The organism is Gluconobacter japonicus, from assembly GCF_002723975.1.
In the GTDB taxonomy this organism is placed as follows: Bacteria; Pseudomonadota; Alphaproteobacteria; order Acetobacterales; family Acetobacteraceae; genus Gluconobacter; species Gluconobacter japonicus.
Window position 1 is genome coordinate 63,949 of sequence record NZ_BEWO01000011.1, and the last position, 17,720, is coordinate 81,668.

13 protein-coding genes and 1 tRNA gene are annotated in these 17,720 nt (G+C 53.9%); 8 read left to right on the forward strand and 6 right to left on the reverse strand.

Translation table 11 applies throughout. From position 1 onward, the window contains the following. A complete protein-coding gene (locus GJA01_RS09185) occupies nucleotides 1–408 on the reverse strand; it encodes an ArsR/SmtB family transcription factor (protein WP_010500758.1) in 408 nt (135 codons plus the stop codon). Further along, nucleotides 405–1,049: a peroxiredoxin gene (locus GJA01_RS09190; protein ID WP_010500759.1), complete on the reverse strand. Its 645-nt coding sequence runs from the start codon at nucleotides 1,047–1,049 to the stop codon at nucleotides 405–407. The genes GJA01_RS09185 and GJA01_RS09190 overlap by 4 nt, the downstream gene beginning before the upstream one ends. 104 nt (nucleotides 1,050–1,153) lie before the next feature. Here GJA01_RS09190 and GJA01_RS09195 point away from each other — a divergent pair, with 104 nt between their 5' ends. The 5 genes from GJA01_RS09195 (at nucleotide 1,154) to GJA01_RS09215 (ending at nucleotide 6,267) form a co-directional block, all read left to right on the forward strand. Next, nucleotides 1,154–2,080: an MBL fold metallo-hydrolase gene (locus GJA01_RS09195; RefSeq protein ID WP_062504205.1), complete on the forward strand. Its 927-nt coding sequence runs from the start codon at nucleotides 1,154–1,156 to the stop codon at nucleotides 2,078–2,080. A gap of 44 nt (nucleotides 2,081–2,124) precedes the next feature. Further along, on the forward strand, nucleotides 2,125–3,810 hold the full coding sequence (locus tag GJA01_RS09200) for a bifunctional protein tyrosine phosphatase family protein/NAD(P)/FAD-dependent oxidoreductase (protein WP_062504207.1): 1,686 nt from the start codon (nucleotides 2,125–2,127) through the stop codon (nucleotides 3,808–3,810). A gap of 15 nt (nucleotides 3,811–3,825) precedes the next feature. After that, a complete protein-coding gene (locus GJA01_RS09205; RefSeq protein ID WP_062504209.1) occupies nucleotides 3,826–4,593 on the forward strand; it encodes a sulfite exporter TauE/SafE family protein in 768 nt (255 codons plus the stop codon). 291 nt (nucleotides 4,594–4,884) lie between these two features. Then, nucleotides 4,885–5,430 carry a cupin domain-containing protein gene (locus GJA01_RS09210; RefSeq protein ID WP_061932821.1) on the forward strand — a complete coding sequence of 182 codons (546 nt, stop codon included), beginning with the start codon at nucleotides 4,885–4,887 and terminating at the stop codon, nucleotides 5,428–5,430. Between the two features lie 183 nt (nucleotides 5,431–5,613). Then, on the forward strand, nucleotides 5,614–6,267 hold the full coding sequence (locus tag GJA01_RS09215; RefSeq protein ID WP_010500769.1) for a TetR/AcrR family transcriptional regulator: 654 nt from the start codon (nucleotides 5,614–5,616) through the stop codon (nucleotides 6,265–6,267). Between the two features lie 26 nt (nucleotides 6,268–6,293). Here GJA01_RS09215 and GJA01_RS09220 read toward each other — a convergent pair whose 3' ends face one another. Then, nucleotides 6,294–8,555, reverse strand: coding sequence for a TonB-dependent receptor (locus GJA01_RS09220; protein WP_062504211.1), 2,262 nt, complete (start codon nucleotides 8,553–8,555; stop codon nucleotides 6,294–6,296). 182 nt (nucleotides 8,556–8,737) lie between these two features. Here GJA01_RS09220 and GJA01_RS09225 point away from each other — a divergent pair, with 182 nt between their 5' ends. Then, the gene (locus GJA01_RS09225) at nucleotides 8,738–11,005 is read left to right on the forward strand and encodes a TonB-dependent receptor (RefSeq protein WP_062504213.1); all 2,268 of its coding nucleotides are present in this window, start codon (nucleotides 8,738–8,740) and stop codon (nucleotides 11,003–11,005) included. Nucleotides 11,006–11,071: 66 nt separating this feature from the next. On the opposite strand, the gene GJA01_RS09230 is transcribed toward GJA01_RS09225, so the two are convergent. Both GJA01_RS09230 and GJA01_RS09235 read right to left on the reverse strand, forming a co-directional pair. Beyond that, nucleotides 11,072–12,763 (reverse strand): putative bifunctional diguanylate cyclase/phosphodiesterase, encoded by a 1,692-nt coding sequence (locus GJA01_RS09230; protein ID WP_253783314.1) that lies wholly within the window; start codon nucleotides 12,761–12,763, stop codon nucleotides 11,072–11,074. 480 nt (nucleotides 12,764–13,243) lie between these two features. Then, the gene (locus GJA01_RS09235; RefSeq protein ID WP_010500776.1) at nucleotides 13,244–13,927 is read right to left on the reverse strand and encodes a Fe2+-dependent dioxygenase; all 684 of its coding nucleotides are present in this window, start codon (nucleotides 13,925–13,927) and stop codon (nucleotides 13,244–13,246) included. Between the two features lie 305 nt (nucleotides 13,928–14,232). Here GJA01_RS09235 and GJA01_RS09240 point away from each other — a divergent pair, with 305 nt between their 5' ends. Next, a complete protein-coding gene (locus GJA01_RS09240; RefSeq protein ID WP_062504217.1) occupies nucleotides 14,233–16,188 on the forward strand; it encodes an adenine deaminase in 1,956 nt (651 codons plus the stop codon). A gap of 63 nt (nucleotides 16,189–16,251) precedes the next feature. Continuing rightward, nucleotides 16,252–17,388, forward strand: a complete 1,137-nt coding sequence (locus GJA01_RS09245; RefSeq protein WP_253783326.1) for a HupE/UreJ family protein — start codon at nucleotides 16,252–16,254, stop codon at nucleotides 17,386–17,388. Between the two features lie 232 nt (nucleotides 17,389–17,620). On the opposite strand, the gene GJA01_RS09250 is transcribed toward GJA01_RS09245, so the two are convergent. Next, a tRNA-Glu gene (locus GJA01_RS09250) sits at nucleotides 17,621–17,696 on the reverse strand. Nucleotides 17,697–17,720 lie beyond the last annotated feature (24 nt).

Below are 17,720 nucleotides of genomic sequence, written 5' to 3' on the forward strand. Positions count from 1 at the left end.
TTACACTGACCGCGGCAGGGGCCGAATAATACGGGCAAATCGTGCCCCATCCTGGGATGCCGCCTGAATACTCGCTTGGCGAAGTGGGGCTGCTGCAGACGGTGCCACGGCCTGGCCGTCCGGTCGAAGGGTCATCAGGAGCATTCGGGCGCGGGCCGCATCGGGTGTATCGGCCATGCAGTAACTGATGGCACGTGATTCTCGCTGAGACTCAATCAGGCCGCTGCGCCGTAGCGTTCCCAGGTGCTGGCTCAGGGTCGGCTGTCCGATTCCCGTCATGCTTTCGATTTCGCTGACGGCATGAGGGCCATCCAGCAAGGCAGAGAGGATTGTCAGGCGTTGGGGTTGTGCGAGGAGGCGCAGCCACTCCGCAAGATTACGACTTTCTTCGAGAGCAAGAAGGGTCATGAGCGGGGCCTTTTCGGTTGAAGGAACCAGCTTGGTCCAGCTTTCTGAACGGCTTCCTGTGTCTGGAGCGGAGGCGCAATAGCCGGTTCGCCCGGTTGCCATCCTTCAGGGGTCAGAATGTTTGACCGATCGACTTCCTGCAGGGCGCAGAGGATGCGCTGAAGTTCGGCAACAGAGCGTCCTACACTGGCAGGATAGGTGAGGATCGTGCGGATGATCCCTGTTGGGTCAATGAAGAAAACCGATCGGACCGTGGCACTGTTCTGCGCCTGTAGATCCATCATGCCGTATGCACGGGCCACTTCCAGGGAAGGGTCTTCCACAATCGGGAAGGGAACACGCACGTTGTACTGTTCTTCAATAGCGGACACCCACGCCAGATGTGAGGGCAGACTGTCTGCGGATAATCCGAGCAGAACACAATCCCGTTCCCGGAAAGCAGGTTCCTGTCTGGAGAGGGTGATGAATTCGCTGGTGCAAACGGGAGTAAAGTCTGCCGGATGGGCAAACAGCAGAACCCACCGTCCGCGTAGGGCGCTCAGAACGAATTCACCGTGTGTCGTACGGGCAGTGAAATCCGGAGCTTCATCCCCGATACGCAGGGTGGGGAAGGGAAGATCGTCAGTGATGGGGCCTGTCATGGTCCTGTTCCAGCTTGTCCGGGTCTTGACGTTTGATAGTTAATGACTTTATTAAACCAATAATAAATTTTTTGGAAACGATAAACTCCAGAGGTGAAAACGTCATGCGCGATGCTGCCATTGAAGCTGCGACCGCCCAGATCAGACGTGTGCAGAACGGTGAGGTTCCATCTCCTGTAGTTTGCACGTTCTTTGATGAAGCGACAAATACCGCCAGTCACGTCGTTCACTGCCCGGTGACGCGCCGTGCAGCAATTATCGACAGCGTACTCGACTATGATGCCGCTGCCGGGCGCACATCCAACGGCTCTGCACAGGTGATTGTGGACTATGTCCGCCGCGAAGGGCTGACGGTGGACTGGCAGCTTGAGACCCATGCACACGCTGACCATCTGTCGGCAGCCCCATGGTTGCAGGAACAGCTTGGCGGAAAACTGGGAATTGGTGCGGACATCATTCGTGTCCAGAATGTTTTCGGCAAAATTTTCAATGCCGGAACACGTTTCGCTCGTGATGGGTCCCAGTTTGATCGACTGTTCAAGGACGGCGAGACTTTCTTGCTTGGCGAAATTCCCGTTACGGTTTTGCACGTCCCTGGCCACACCCCCGCTGATATGGCGTTTGTTATCGGAAGCTCCGCTTTTGTGGGGGATACGATCTTCATGCCAGATTTCGGGACGGCTCGTGCGGATTTTCCGGGGGGCGATGCCCGTCAGCTTTTCCAGTCCATTCGTCGTTTGTTGTCCCTGCCGCCAGAGACGCGCCTTTTTCTCTGTCATGACTACAAAGCACCCGGCCGCGATGACTATGCCTGGCTGACGACGGTTGCGCTGGAGCGCGAGTGCAACATCCATGTTCATGATGGCATCAGTGAAGACGAATTCGTGTCCATGCGTACAACGCGGGATGCCACACTTGCCATGCCAAAGCTGCTGATGCCGTCTGTACAGGTCAATATGCGTGGCGGACATATGCCCGAGCCGGAAGCAGACGGCATCAGCTACATCAAAATTCCCGTCAACCGCCTCTGAGCGGACCCTGTTTTTTCAGTTTCACTGTTACCGGAGAGGCCACCATGCCGACAAACCATATCACGGAACGCTATGCTGTTTCCCCTCAGGTCGCACCGCAGGACGTTGCTGTTCTGAAAAGTGAGGGCTTTCGCAGCATCATCTGTTTTCGCCCGGATGGTGAAGCCCCGGACCAGCCAGAAGCCAATCTGGTCGCTGAGGCTGCAAAAGCGGCGGATATGGCGTTTGTTACCATTCCGGTTAAGGCAGGGACTGTGCCTGATGACTCTCAGATTCAGGCAACCCGTGCAGCTTTGACATCCCTGCCAGCTCCAATCGTGGGCTATTGTCGCTCTGGCACCCGTGCTGCCCAGATCTGGGCTTTGGCGGAGGCTGGCTCTCGTCCGGCCAGTGACATTCTTGCGGATGCCGCGCGTGCAGGGATTGATCTGGGAGGGCTGAAGTCTCGTCTTGAGGCTGTGCCAGCGCCTTCCATGTCGTCTCGTGAGGGGGCACGTCATTTTCAGGTTCTGGTCATTGGCGGTGGAGCCGGTGGTCTGTCTGTTGCGGCAAGTTTGCTTAAGCGCGATTCTGCTCTTGCGCTGGGTATTGTGGAGCCGTCCGAAGAACATTTCTATCAGCCAGGCTGGACGCTGGTGGGTGGCGGTGTCTTCAAGGCCGCGCAGACACGTCGGCGTGAACAGGATCTGATTCCGAAGGGCGCGGTCTGGCTAAAGAATGCGGTAGAACTTTTCCGTCCGGAAGCGCGTGAGGTGGTTCTGAAGGACGGGACGGTTCTGTCTTATGATGCCTTGATCGTTGCAACCGGCATTTCCCTGAACTGGGATGCAATTCCCGGCCTTACAGAAACGCTGGGCAAGAACGGTGTCACGTCCAACTACCGCTATGATCTGGCGCCATACACCTGGCAACTCGTGGAGCAACTGAAGGGGGGTAAGGCGATCTTTACGCAGCCTCCGATGCCGATCAAATGCGCTGGTGCCCCGCAGAAAGCCATGTACCTGGCCTGTGACGCATGGCGCCGTCGGGGTGTTCTGAAAAGCATTTCGGTCGATTTCAATACAGCAACGCCAGGCCTGTTTGGTGTAAAGGAATTCGTTCCCGCCCTGATGAATTATGTGCGTGACTACGATATCGCTTTGCATCTTGGCTCCAAGCTGGTGGCAGTAAACGGGCCGGAGCGCATTGCCGTGTTCGAGCGTAAGACGGAAACCGGTGTTGATCGCGTGGAATGTGCGTTCGATATGCTGCATGTCGTCCCGCCACAGGTCTCCCCGAAAGTCGTGCGTGAAAGCGCCATCGCGGGCTCAGACGGGTTCGTGGAGGTCAATCCCGAAACATTGCAGCATGTCCGTTATCCACAGGTCTTTGCTCTTGGAGACGTGATCGGTACGTCCTGTGCCAAGACGGCGGCGACTGTGCGTGTTCAGGCTCCTGTTGTGGCAACAAACGTACTGGCTTTTCTGAAGCGCAAGGATCCGGTTTCAGGATATGATGGATATGGCGCGTGCCCGTTGACGGTGGAGAACGGCAAAATCGTGTTGGCTGAGTTTTCCTATGGTGGCAAACTTGCCCCGACGATGCCGAAATGGCTGCTCAACGGTCAGAAAGCGACCCGTCTTGCCTGGTGGCTGAAGAAATACGTTATGCCCGCTCTTTACTGGAAGGGAATGCTCAAGGGTCATGAGCTTTTTGTCGCTCCCAAGCCTTTGAAATCTGGTAAGAAATGATCGTCAGCCAGAATAATGCATATCGCGATTGAACTGTTCTGTGGCGTCATTATCGGCTTCACGCTTGGATTGATTGGCGGGGGTGGGTCCATCCTCGCTGTGCCTCTGATGGTTTATGTGGTGGGGGTGAAAAACCCTCATGTCGCCATTGGAACCAGCGCCTTGGCGGTGGCTGTCAACGCGCTGGCTGGGTTGGTCAGTCATGCGCGACAAAGAACGGTCAAATGGCGGTGTGCGGCTGTTTTTGCACCATTTGGCGTAGTTGGTGCCCTGGTTGGCGCAGCTTTGGGGAAAGAGGTGGATGGCCAGAAACTGCTTCTGTGCTTTGCCATCCTGATGGTTGTCGTGGGTGTCCTGATGCTTCGGGGGCGCCGCAATCCGGGAATTGCAGGGGCTGCCTGCAACCGCGACAATATGCCCAAAGTCATGGCCAGTGGTCTTGGGACAGGTCTTCTTTCCGGCTTTTTCGGTATTGGCGGGGGCTTCCTGATCGTTCCGTCTCTGGTTGCCTGTACAAGAATGCCTATTCTGAATGCGATTGGCACATCGCTGGTTGCAGTTGCGGCCTTTGGTGCAAGTACAGCCCTGAGTTACATGCTGTCAGGATATGTTGACTGGGTTATGGCCGCTCTCTTTGTAATTGGAGGCGTTATAGGGAGTACGCTGGGCACGTCTGCGGCACGTCGTCTTGCCGGGGTGGGTAGTACCTTAACCACGTTCTTTGCTGGCGTTATCTTTGTCGTTGCGGCCTATATGATCTGGCGGAGTCTTGCCGCTCTTTGACGTACTGCAAAGAACGGTTTTGATGTTTGCCTGACCCAAAGCCTGTCCGACTGCATCGGGCAGGCTTTTTTTTGTGGAAGCATCATGGGGTTGGTGAATTTCGCAATTTAATAAAGTTACCATAAATCATCGCTCGTTTAATCCGTTTCGAGAGATATGCTCGTCGCAAAAAATTTGCGGGATCTGTGGCTACACCTCTGATCGGCATCCCGTTGGCGTAGCAGTCTTTTCCGTGTTCCATTCCTGAACCGTTATGACATACTGCAAAGACTGTCAGAGCAGGGAGAGCGAATGGTGGCGGATGTTGGTCAGAGACTGCGGCTTGTTCGTGTTTCAAAAAATTTATCTCAGCGGGAACTGGCCAAGCGTACAGGTGTCACCAATTCTACAATTTCCCTGATCGAATCAGGCGATATGAATCCCTCAATTGGGACTCTGAAGCGCGTGCTTGATGGTATCCCTGTTACGCTGGGAGATTTTTTCAGCTTCCAGACTGAGGGACAGGAACAATACTTCTATGAGGCCCGGGATCTTACGGAAATTGGGCAGGGGGGCGTCTCATTGCGACAGGTTGGCAGCAACCTGTTCGGACGCTCGCTTCAGGTTCTGCATGAGCGCTATGAGCCTGACTCGGATACGGGTGTTGCCTATGCTCACGAGGGGGAAGAGGCAGGCGTTGTTATTCGCGGCCAGGTCGAAATCACTGTAGAAAATCAGACCCATATTCTGGGGCCGGGTGATGCTTACTATTTCGAAAGCCGCAAACCTCATAGGTTCCGTTGCATTGGTGAGGAGCCCTGCGAACTGATCAGCGCCTGTACGCCTCCGACGTTTTGAATAAAATGCCCTGTTTATTTGTCTGAGAAAGGCGGAAAAGACGCTGGGCTTGTCTCTCATGGAATGCTCACAATTTCATGAGGGGTGTTTTTTCCGAGAAACGCACCAATCTTAAGCCTTGTGAAAAGCCTCTCGATTTCGTTAAGGCTAGAGACAAGACCTTTTTCAACAGGGAGGCTGGGTATGTCCCAGTCATCATCTTTAGCGGTAAAGGAAGTTTTTCCGCCGCATCTCGGAGATATGAGGGCAGGGCGTTCGCCTGGTCGACCCATCAATCTTCTGCTGAAAGACACGATTCTGACGGCAATTGCCACGGTCCTGACCGAAGAAGGGTATCAGGGCCTGACGATTGGCAAGGTGGCCAAAGCTGCAGGCGTTTCAACCGCAACCGTTTACCGGCGCTGGCCTACGAAGCAGGCCATGTTCTTTGACGCAATCCGTCAGTGGAAGACCAGCCTGACCCCCGATGTCGATACGGGAAGTTTTCTTGGAGACGTCGATCAGCTTGTAGAGGCACGTATCCGGTTTCTGGCGACCCCACTTGGGCGCACCTATGGCACCCTGCTGGGTGAGGCAGTTCACAACCCGGAATTCGGAACTGTCCTGCGCGAGGTCAGCATTGAGCCGGCTCGTCTGGAAATGCGCCGCTTTCTGGAGCGCGCAAGACAGCGTGGTGAAGATGGGTTCTGCTACCCGGCCGAGACGGTTCTGGACATGCTTCTCAGCACAATACACTTCCGCGCAATGGACACATTGTGGAACTGTCCGCTGGAAACAGAGGCCAATATCCGGGATATCAAGGGGCTGGTTCGCTGCATGATTGGAACCCGCCAGTAAGCGGGCTTCAATCATCTGCTTCCAGGTCAGAAGTTGCTTGAAATACGGCCCCCGATAAATCGCGGGGTGCCGGGGATATAGAAGTATGTTGTTGTCGCCATCCCGCCACTTTCGAAATACTGGCGGTTCAGGATGTTCGACGCATAAATCGTAGCTTCCCAGCGCCCTGAAGCGGGGTGCAGGGTGGCGTGGGCGCCCAGTAGGAAATACGGCGGCAGGCGATAAAAGCCAGTTCCTCCAACGGCAATGGCCTGGCTCCCCCGATAAGACCAGTCAGGCCCGACATCGAGGCCCAGCTTGTCTGTGAGGGGTTGCCGCCATTCGGCCTGGCCGTTCAGGGTCAGTTTGGGTTGACCGTTATCCACGCCTGCAAAATTATTGGTTATGGCTTTCCACACGCCTGTCTTGGCGTAATAGGCATTTGTTGCGGCGCGATTGACGTTCGGGAAATCCTGATAGTTGCCCCGCTGCCAGCCAATATTCTGCGTCACAAAGACGTGCCGCACAGGGTGCATTTCCAGCGTGCCCTCAAAACCCCAGCTTTCGGATTTTGGAACATTGGTAATCTCGCTAAGCGGACCATAATTCGGAATCAGAACTGTGCCGACGACCTGCTGTCCATGGAAATCATTGTAGAAGGCCGCGCCGTTCAGGCGCAGTTTTCCCGGAATCGGATCGCTTTTAAAGCCGACTTCGTGGGTCAGCACTGTTTCCGGCCCGAATGGGTCAAGCTGAGCTTGAATCTGAGTATTGTTTGCGCTGAATCCGCCCGGTTTGAAGCCTTTGCTCAGCTTGTAATAAACCATGGTGCTTTGCAGCATCTGCCATGAGACGCCAACCTGTCCGGCAAACTGGGCCGAGGCCGTACTCTCAGGCTGAAAGATATGGGTCGATCGGCCGAAGATTTCCGATTTCAGACCTGTCAGTGAGCGATCATCAATTTCGTGGAGCAGACCTCCGAACAGCGTCACGTTATGCGGCAGACGATAACTGATATGGCCAAACTCGGACGTGCTTTCCTGGTTCATCCCAAAGTTGGTGGACATCATGTAGCCGCGGGCGGAGTAATCCGTGTAATCGAACAGAAAGCGCTGTTTCATCCGGCTGCGCTGATAGAATGCGCCGACAACCCATTGCAGACGGCTGGATGGATCACGGGATGAGAGCCGCAGTTCCTGCGTAAACGCGTTGGCGCTAATAGTCCGATAAGTGTCGGCCTGTGAGGCAGATGTCGCGTCCTGATCGGTGTATTCGCCCTGACGTTCTGTCTCGAAGGCGCTGATGGACGTGATTTTGGCAAAGCCCAGATCGCGGTCGATATGAAGATCCCAGCCCCAGAACTGATTATGTTCGCTGGGTTTGAGACTCCGTGGACGGCCAATAAGGTCCGCGAACTGTGGCCGAAGAGACCATTGCGCCTGCTGCCGTCCCAGAGAGGGTAATCCCTGTGATCCAATCAGACGATGAACGGGAATCCCGGTCACGACTTCGCTGTCATCCTGAACGAAATGGCCGGATAGCAGAACTGTTGTTTTGCTATCCGGGCGCCAGCGAAGCTTTCCGCGTAAGGCCCAGGAGTCTGCATCTCCCAGGTGAGCACCCGTAACAGGATTGGTTTGCCATCCGCCACCTTGCCGGGTTTGTCCGGCCAGACGAAAATCCAGCCCTTTGGCCAGCGGGCCAGAGACATAGGCTTCGCTTCGACTGCGGGCGTAGGAGGCGATGTCTTCGCTGGCACCATAATGCCAGGTGCTCGTCGGGTCCGCCGTGTGAAAGCGGACTTCGCCGCCCGTGTCAGACTGTCCATGCGTGGTGCCGACCGGGCCCGGTGTAACCGTTGCATCGGCCAGATCGAACATCATGCCACTGGCCATGGTCGAAAAGGCAAATGGCACGTCATCGAAATAGGTCAGAACGGTTGGAATGTTGTTCTGGGTGAAGTCATTGAAGCCCACGCCGCGAAGATAGAAATTTGTGGAGGCTGTGCCGTTGATGGACTGAATCGTCAGATTGGGGGCAACACGTTCGACGTCGCGTAACGTCACAACACCGCGCTCGATCAGGCGCTCTGCGGTCAAGCGCGTATCGGCATCCGGCTGTTTCTGGGCGGCTTGAAAAGCAAAATCCGTTCTTCTGACGCTGACCTTGATGGTCTCGTCCGTGTGCGCTTCAAGGGCTTTTGGAGTGATGTGCCGGTGCGATTTCTGGCTGTGTGGAAGCGTCTCTGCGAAGGCGGACGTGGCGCTCAGAAGGCTGGCGCCGAGAAAAAGAACCCTGCGAAACGACATGGGAAAAGTAACTCTTCTGAAAGGGGAGATACCGGCACACGGCAGAAATTGTGGCTTTTATATCTCACCCGAAAGCCAGAGCAAGCAAACAGGAGGAAAAGAGTCCGCTTCGGCTTGATACGTTATGATATAACATAATACAAAGCTGCCGCTGATTATCTTTTTCGTCTGTTGAGGACTGCATGCTGCCTTTTGTGTCTGCCCGATCTTTCCTTGTGCTCCTTGGATGCACGACCGCCCTGTGTGGCGCTGCTCATGCACAGGACGCAACGGCAGGGACAACGACTGCTGAAACTGAAACTTCTCGGTCCAGCTTTGGTCATTCCGACAATCAGCACGGAACGACAGTGACGGAGACAAGCCGGACGGGCGAAGATGATATTGTCGTCAACGCCCATCTGGAGCGCGCGCGTGACGCCCTTCAGTCTTCTACGGGCGCGACCACCTATCGTTTCAGCCGTCAGGATATCGAAACCAATCCGGGTGGTGACAATGCACCGCTGACCTCTGTTCTGCTTCAGGCTCCGGGTGTCGCGCAGGACAGTTATGGTCAGATCCATATCCGTGGCGATCATAATGAAGTTCAGTTTCGTCTGGACGGTGTAGCACTGCCGGAAGGGATGAGTGTCTTCGGTCAGGCGCTGATGACCCGCTTTGCACATTCCATGTCCCTGACGACCGGCGCACTCCCCAGCGAGTACGGATTTCTTCAGGCCGGTGTGATCGATATCAACACCAAGAACGGCTATTCCGACCCCGGTGGCAGCATCTCCATCTACGGCGGCGCGCGCGACTATTTCTTCCCGTCACTTCAATACGGCGGTCACAAGGGGAAGTGGGACTGGTTCGCGACAGCTGATTATGTCCACAATCGTGTTGGCATTGAAAATACGACCCCCAGTTTCAATGCGATCCATGATCTGACCAATCAGTATCACTTCCTCGGCCACGCCCGTTACACGGCCGACGAGAATACCCGGATCAGCCTGACGGCAGGTGTTTCCAATGCTGAGTACCAGCTTCCGAACAATCCGGGTCAACAGCGTCAGTTTGCCAACCCATCCTATCTTGGAAACTCTTTGTCCCAGAACCAGTACGGTACAGGAGACAGTGGAAGCCTGAGCGAACATCAAAAGGAAATTACCGATTTTGGCATGCTGTCCCTTCAGAAGGATATGGGCCGTCTGAGCTTCCAGACGTCTGCCGTTCTGCGATACAGTTCCCTGCGGTATTCGCCCGATCCGCTGGGTGATCTGGTTTATAACGGTATCGCCCAACGTGCGGCCCGTTCCGTTTTCTCAACAGGCACCCAGACGGATGCGACTTGGCAGGCGGCGAAGAACCATACCGTCCGCTTCGGCTATCAAATCTATGTCGAACGCAACACGTCCAAGTCTGACTCAACCGTTTACACACAGACGGGTGAAGACGACGACGGTAACGCCGTTTACTCCGGCGATACGGCGAACATTCATGAGGGTTCAGGCCGGACTGGCTGGATGTATGGACTGTATGCTCAGGATGAGTGGCGCCCGATCAAAAACCTGACCATTAATTACGGTCTGCGCTTTGATGGTGTGGATGAATATACCCATTCAAAGCAGGTCAGCCCGCGCATCAATATCGTTTACAAGCCCTGGCATGGCGGAACCTTCCATGCGGGCTATTCCCGGTACTTCACGCCACCGCCGTTCGAACTCGTGACCGGAACGGCTCTGTACAAATACACTGGCACCTCTGCACAGCCTGCGAACTATAAGAACAGCACGGTCAAAGCTGAGCGCGACCATTACTTTGATGCCGGTTTTTCCCAGACGATCCTTCCGGGCTGGCATGCGTCGTTTGATGCCTATGTTAAACTGGCGAAGAACATGATCGACGAAGGACAGTTCGGCTCGCCGGTCATCCTGTCGGTATTCAATTACCGGCGTGGTCAGGTACACGGATACGAGTTCTCAACGGATTACACACGCGGTCCGTTCAGCGTGTACGGCAACTTCTCCTGGTCGCGCGCGATCGGCAAGGATGTGGTGTCCGGGGAGTGGAACTTCGATCCGGACGATCTGTCCTACATCAAGAAGCACTGGGTCCATCTGGATCATGACCAGCGTTGGACGGCGTCTGCGGGAACAAGCTACACGGCGTTCTACAAGACCGGTCATCCGCTGCGTCTGTCAGCGACCATGGTGTACGGAAGTGGCTTGAGAGCCGATGGGGCGACGCCGAATGGTGCGTCGGTTCCGCAGTATGCGACGTTTAACCTGTCTTTGGTTCAGTCTTTCAAGGATCTGTTCCACGTTCCGTTCCTGAAGCAGACACAGCTTCGTCTGGACGTCACAAACCTGTTTGACAAGACCTACCTTCTGCGTGATGGCAGCGGCATTGGTGTTGGTGCGCCGCAATATGGTCTGCGCCGGACAATCCTGACCGGTATTGACCAGCGGTTCTGAGGGACCACAAGAGGCAGGCGCGAAAGTGTCTGCCTCTTTTTTTGGCTTCCCGGCTATGAGCGGAATTTATTCCGCCACTTCGATATCCAGCACAAACGGATCATGCCGTATCCACGGTGGTCCGTTCAAATTGAGGATATGGGGAATTTGCGAAAGAGGGATGGCTTTGGAAAAATGCCATCCCTGAAAGAAATCACATCCCATAACGGCTAGGGCATCTGCCTGTTCGGCTGTTTCCACGCCTTCGGCAACCACAACGCGCCCCATGCTGTGGACGATATCGATCACGCCCCGAATAATGGCGGTATCAATCCCGCGTTCCGTCACACCTGCTGTAAAGACCCGATCAATTTTGACGTGGTCGAAGGTCACGGTGCGGAGATGGGTAAGAGACGCAAAACCGGTTCCGAAATCATCCAGAGAAATCTGGATACCTGCCCGGTGAAGGTTCTTCAGTTCGTCCAGAATGTGTTGGTTATGCATTCCGAAAAGGATTTTTTCGGTAATTTCGATGGTAATTTTTTCGGCAGGCACAGCATGGCGCTGCATTTCCCGAAATAGTCTTTCAGTGAAATTATAATCCCGGAAATCTTCTGACGTGACATTGATGGCAACGCGTTCAAACGGGATCTTCTGTTTTGTCAGATGCTGAATGTCCGTCAGGGCCTGACGTAGCACGAAATCGCCAATGGCAATGCTGAGTTCAGCATCTTCAAAAGCTTCATGAAAATAGTGCGGGCCAAGCAGACCCCGTTCGGGATGATCCCAGCGTAGCAGGGCTTCAAAGGAAGGGTGGCGTTTGTTGTCCCGGGGGAGCACGAGCTGATAAAAAAGCTTGAACTGCTTTTTCTTGAGACCAAGCTGAATAGCCTTTCTCATGCGGGAGCGCCTTTCGGTTTTCTCCTTCATGAACTGGGCGTATTTCTTGATGCGGTTACGTCCTTCAGCCTTGGCTTCATAAAGCGCCAGATCCGCACATCGCAGGATCTCACGTCTCCGGCTGTCATTAAGGCGTGAAACGGCATAGCCCAGACTGGCGCTGCAATGATGCGTCAGGCCACCGCCCCTGAAACGAAAGCGCATCGTCTCAAGAATCTTCCTGAGCCGGATTTCAAATGTCTGCGGCTCATCTGATACCATGATGATGGCGAATTCATCGCCTCCAATACGCGCGATAAAGCAATCTGTTGCCTGAAAGGCTTTGAGTCTGTTGGCAATACGCTTGAGCAGCCGGTCGCCGGATTCATGGCCTGAGGTGTCGTTAATGGCCTTGAAAGTATCAATATCGAGAAGACACAGGCAGACATACCGATTGTCTGGATGATCGTAGGTGAAAAGATCTTTGAGGTATTGAGAGAATGATGTGCGATTGGGAATATGCGTCAGGAAGTCCGTATTAACTGCTACCTGAAGCTTCAGCTTGTTAGCCGTAAGTCGTTGTTCGGCATTTTTCCGGGCGGTAATGTCGAAGCGGATCGCAACGTAGTTTGTGACTTTTCCATTTGAGGCACGTCGCGGAACAATCGTTGTATCAACCCAGTAAAGCTGACCATTTTTCCGGCGGTTGCAGATTTCGCCATGCCAGACGTTACCCTGTGCAATCGTCTTGTACATTTTCTGGAAAAAGCTTGAATCGTGAATGCCGGAATGGAGCATTCGGTGATCCTGATTGATCAGTTCTTCTCGTGAATACCCGCTGATTTCAATAAACTTATCATTGGCAGAGAGGATCTGTCCGCGCGTATTGGTAACGGCCACAATAGCTGAGCAGTCCAGGGCGTGCAGAACAAAAGAATCATGTGCGCTTTCGGACCACGTTTGAAGTGATTCGAGGTAAGTTCCAAAATCAGGGGGGGGTATCACAAAGTCTGTCCCGCTTGTCCATACGATGCCAGTGTTGCGAGAAAACACTAACAAAACGCTAAAGAATAATTTCTATGGCTCTGTCTCTGACAAGAGGCCAGTGCAGTCAAAGTGGTTTGCCAGAAAGGTGAATCCTTTAGAGCAGAACAGTTTCAAATGCCAGAAACGCTTTACCCCATAGCCGTATCCTTTAGCCGTGCGGAGGAGGGCGGGGAGGTGGTGCTATTCGAGAGGGCAAGGTAATCCTGTAACTGCCTTGCCCGGATATAGCTGGTTGCAAAAGCCTGTTTTGACGTCAGATCATATTGACAAAATGTGGTGTGAGCGTGGAGAGCGCTGTTCCTGCTCTGAGGCTTTGTTTGGTGGCTGTCGTGTTTACAGTTCAGCCCATTGCCGCAGAAGGTTATGGTAGGTGGAGGTCAGGCCCAGAACTGCTGGGTGATCATCGGGCAATGCTTTGCGGGTTTCGATGATGGAGCAGTCAAAATCATACAACAAGGCGCGCTTTGTATCATCCCGAACCATAGATTGAGACCAGAAGAAGGACGCCCAGCGGCTTCCACGCGTAATACGATTGACGCTGTGCAGACTGGTGGAGGGATATACGACCATATCGCCCGCTGGCAGTTTGATGCTCTGCTGGCCATATGTGTCCTGAATGACGAGTTCTCCGCCATCATAATCTTCCGGGGAGGACAGGAATAGCGTGGAGGAAACATCTGTTCGAATGCGAAAGCCTGCCCCAGGAACGGGCCGGATGGCATTATCGACATGAGCATTGAAGTGCATTCCGGTATCGTACCGGTTGAAAAGGGGTGGATAAACCCGCAAGGGCAGGGCTGCACTGTTAAACGTCGGATTACGCCCCAAGGCGCGGAGAACGATTTCCCCTAACTCCCGGCATATGGCTGAATCCTGTGGAATTTGAAGGTTCAGTTTTGCTTTCGCAGACTGCTCTCCAGCCGTAACGCGGCCGTCCGTCCATTCTGCCGTCTTCAGGCGTTCACGGCAGTAGCGGACTTCCTCGCCGGACAGAACATTTGGAACGTGGATGAGCATGTTTCTGAAGTTTCCCTGTGGTGAAATCTGGCCCTTTACGGCCCAGTCCAAAATATTTTCTGTAAATAAGAATGACTCTCATTGTTGTTTTTAGAGCCCTTTGAAGATCCCTGCAATCCACAGCGTGTTTCATGTGTTTGTGTATCCGACGAAAAGCTCAGAGACGTAGGAAACGGATGGAGACCGTACGGAGTAGGATATATTCTGCTTCAGAGTGTTCGATTAAAAACACCTCCGAAAATATTGCGAATACGTTATTAGTAAGCCTACACTCCGGCACTTTTTTGAGTGACTGGATCATCAAAATGCCTATCGTCCTGTCTCTGTGGCGTCGTTCCATAATCGCCCTGTCCTGCTTCTGCATCGGGAGTTTTATGGAGGCGGGCGCGATGGCCTCGGGAGTAGCTTCCGATGTGCCTACGGCAAGCCATGTGCTGCATCCGATTGCCTTCAGCGATGAAGTCAAAACGCGGCAGACCCTTGTAGCTGTTGCGCTGGGACGGGAACCGGCCGATCTTGTGATTCACAATGCTCGGGTACTGAACGTCTATACTCTGAGTTGGGAAGACGGGCAGGATATTGTTATCGCCCGCAAACGCATTGCATGGGTTGGGCCAGCCGGGCAGTGGAAGGGCCATGCGTCTTCGGTGTTTGATGCCAAGGGCCTTCCGGCAGTACCGGGCTTTGGAGAGTCCCATAAGCACATCGAAAGCTCAATGTTGTCCCCGGAATGGGAGGCGGCTCTTGTCATTCCGCTTGGAAATACCTGGACGACAGAAGGCTCACATGAATTTGCCAATGTGAGCGGCGTGCATAACGTGGAGTTCTGGCTAACGCCTGAACGGCTCGGAAGCCCACTGAAAATCTTTCCTGCTTTGGGATCGGCTACGCCGCCTTCCGCTTTTGAACAGGGCGGGGGCAGCTACGCCTATCAGGAAATTGCGGACAATATCCGCAACAACCCACGGGTTCAGGGACTGGATGAGGTCATGGACTGGCCTGCGGTATCCAACCCTGCACACCCCGGGCATCAGCGTATTTGGGAGAACATTCAGGCGACGTTTGATAATCGTGGGGTGATCGACGGTCACGGTGCCGGTTTGTGGGATATGGATACGATCAACGCTTTTGCGGGCGCGGGTCTGTCCAGCGATCATGAAACCCGGTTGCCGCAGGAGGCCTGGAACAAGCTTCAGCACGGTTTGTTCCTGCAATTGCGGGATGATAATATTGAGCGGGCTATCCCCTATTTCGTTAATAAGGGACTGAAAAGCTGGAGCAATATTTCCCTTGTCACGGATGATCGGAATGTTGCGGATACCCTGAAGCAGGGGACGATGGACTATCATATCCGGCTGGCTATCAAGATGGGTGCTCCGGTAGAAGCCGCTTATGCCATGGCGAGCTTATATCCGGCGCAGCACGGCCATATGGACCAGATTGTCGGATCAATCACGCCGGGCCGTTATGCGGATGTGGTTCTTCTGTCGTCTGTGCCAGATGTTAAAATCAAATATGTTTTTGCAAATGGAAAGCTGGCGGCTCAGGATGGGACGTATCTTCTTCCTGTTCCGAAAATCACATGGCCGTCCTGGGCCTCTGATACCATTCATATTGGCAGGAAGCTGACGGCAAAGGATTTTGAAATCCTTGCCCCTCAAGGCAGGACAACACACGTCACAGCCGCCATCCAGGCACCGTTTTATACTGACCCCGTGCAGAAGACCGCGACTTTATCCGTTGTGAACGGAGTTGTTCAGCGCGATATTGCCCATGACATCATCAAAGTCGCGACTGTGGATCGCTACATGGGGCAGGGACGTCTGGGAAAGATGTTCTGGACGGGCAATGGCCCAAAGACGCCAGACAGTGCGATTGCGACATCTGTTTCTCATGATCTGCATAATATCACCGTCATGGGGACGAGTGACGAAGCCATGGCGCTGGCCGTCAATCGCATTGCCGAACTCAAAGGAGGCATCGTGATGGTGTCTCACGGCAAGGTTCTGGCGGAAATGCAGTTGGAAATTGCAGGTCTGATGACGAGCCGGTCCATTCCGGATGCTGCGGCCAGCATGGAAAATGTCTATGCCAAAGCGGATACTCTGGAATGGATTGGAACGCCGGGATATCCGCGGAGACTTCTGATATCCATGATTACATGCAGTCCCTTCACATGGCGGCTGGTTGTTCCCTATCCGGGTAATCCCAGCGGGCTTGTGCTTCTTCAGACGGGGCAGACGATGCCGACGGTCTGGTAAGGTATGAGGAAGGTTCGCAGCCTGGGACGGTTTTTCAGGACTGTTCTTTGCAGCTTGCTCATTGTGACCCTTTTCGGGTTGGCCTCTGTTGCTGAGGCTGACCCTGAATCCATGACGAGAGTTCTGGTGTCATTGGATCGACCTGATGCGGCCACCGTCATGATCGATATGGATCTGACAGTTCTGCTTGGTGATCCCGCTCGTTATTATGCCTTGGCAATCGGAAAAGGGCCGCAACACGAGGCAGAAGTGCAGCATGTCGCTGCTCTTATTACCCGTGTTCTGCCCCTTTTTGCAGGATCGAAACCGTTACATCTCTCGTTTGTAAAGTACGGCTTCTCTCAGAAAAGTCAGGCAGAATACATGGATCTGGCAGCAGACAAGCCTGCGCATTTCCAGTTTGATGTTGCGCTGCCTCCGGAGGGAGGGGCTTTACAGCTTCGGATACCGCTGGCCGCCCAGATTGATTACCCGGTTGCATACACGCTCCAACTTCCTGAGCGACATTTTACACAGACCCGGTGGATGGATGCAGGACAACATGAAAGTCTGTCCTTCGAGTATCGTGGCAAACTTCCCACCCATCACGCTGATCAACCTGCCAGTTTTGATCCAGATACGTTGGCGTGGTGGCAACAGCTTCCGATCTATCTCAAGCTGGGCTTCAAGCACATTGTTCCTGAAGGAACAGATCATATTCTTTTCGTTCTCGGGCTTTTCTTTCTTGGGATCAGTTGGCGGAAACTCCTTTCACAAACCACGGTCTTTACCGTTGCGCACGCGACAACATTGTTTCTTTCGACCTATGGGATCTTCGAGCTTCCCAGTCGTTTTGTAGAACCTGCGATTGCGCTGTCTATTTCATTTATTGGGTTGGAAAATGTCTTCAGCCCCCGGTTGGGCATAATGCGGCTTTTGGTGGTTTTTGCGTTCGGGCTGATTCATGGCTTTGGCTTTGCCAGCAGTCTAAGCGAGGTGCCTTTCCCCAAGCGTGATTTTATTGGTGCTCTTCTGGGGTTCAATCTGGGGGTCGATGCAGGGCAGCTTTTTATCATCCTGCTTGCGACATTGGCGGTGGGCTGGTTCAGAAAGCGCCCATGGTTCAGAAGCCGTATTGCGATACCTGGCTCGCTTGTGATTGCCGCTATCGGTCTGTTCTGGGCAGGACAACGCATTCTTGCGTATAATCTATTGTTTTGAAGTATTTCTCGAGGACATACCGGCCACTGGCGTGGTGCCTCAGGCGTAGAAACGATCTATCATGGACACAGTGTAGACTGATCCGACAGTCAATCCCGGTATATTGAGGTAAGATTGTTGAAAGCTTGGCCCCAGCCCATTTACACACTTAACAGCAGATAGCACTGGCACTGAAGTGGTTAGAATGAGTTGCTCATTCTGTGTAAGGAACTCAGTTTTTAGCTGAATACCTTGGTGTCCCGTACGGGATTCGAACCCGTGTTGCCGCCGTGAAAGGGCGGTGTCCTAGGCCTCTAGACGAACGGGACTGGAGGCGTGAGCGGGTGTATAAG

Excerpts from the sequence above, each read along its gene's own strand:
- GJA01_RS09185 (WP_010500758.1), bottom strand. The coding sequence starts at position 408 with ATGACCCTTCTTGCTCTCGAAGAAAGTCGTAATCTTGCGGAGTGGCTG.
- GJA01_RS09190 (WP_010500759.1), bottom strand. The coding sequence starts at position 1,049 with ATGACAGGCCCCATCACTGACGATCTTCCCTTCCCCACCCTGCGTATC.
- GJA01_RS09195 (WP_062504205.1), top strand. The coding sequence starts at position 1,154 with ATGCGCGATGCTGCCATTGAAGCTGCGACCGCCCAGATCAGACGTGTG.
- GJA01_RS09200 (WP_062504207.1), top strand. The coding sequence starts at position 2,125 with ATGCCGACAAACCATATCACGGAACGCTATGCTGTTTCCCCTCAGGTC.
- GJA01_RS09205 (WP_062504209.1), top strand. The coding sequence starts at position 3,826 with ATGCATATCGCGATTGAACTGTTCTGTGGCGTCATTATCGGCTTCACG.
- GJA01_RS09210 (WP_061932821.1), top strand. The coding sequence starts at position 4,885 with ATGGTGGCGGATGTTGGTCAGAGACTGCGGCTTGTTCGTGTTTCAAAA.
- GJA01_RS09215 (WP_010500769.1), top strand. The coding sequence starts at position 5,614 with ATGTCCCAGTCATCATCTTTAGCGGTAAAGGAAGTTTTTCCGCCGCAT.
- GJA01_RS09220 (WP_062504211.1), bottom strand. The coding sequence starts at position 8,555 with ATGTCGTTTCGCAGGGTTCTTTTTCTCGGCGCCAGCCTTCTGAGCGCC.
- GJA01_RS09225 (WP_062504213.1), top strand. The coding sequence starts at position 8,738 with ATGCTGCCTTTTGTGTCTGCCCGATCTTTCCTTGTGCTCCTTGGATGC.
- GJA01_RS09235 (WP_010500776.1), bottom strand. The coding sequence starts at position 13,927 with ATGCTCATCCACGTTCCAAATGTTCTGTCCGGCGAGGAAGTCCGCTAC.
- GJA01_RS09240 (WP_062504217.1), top strand. The coding sequence starts at position 14,233 with ATGCCTATCGTCCTGTCTCTGTGGCGTCGTTCCATAATCGCCCTGTCC.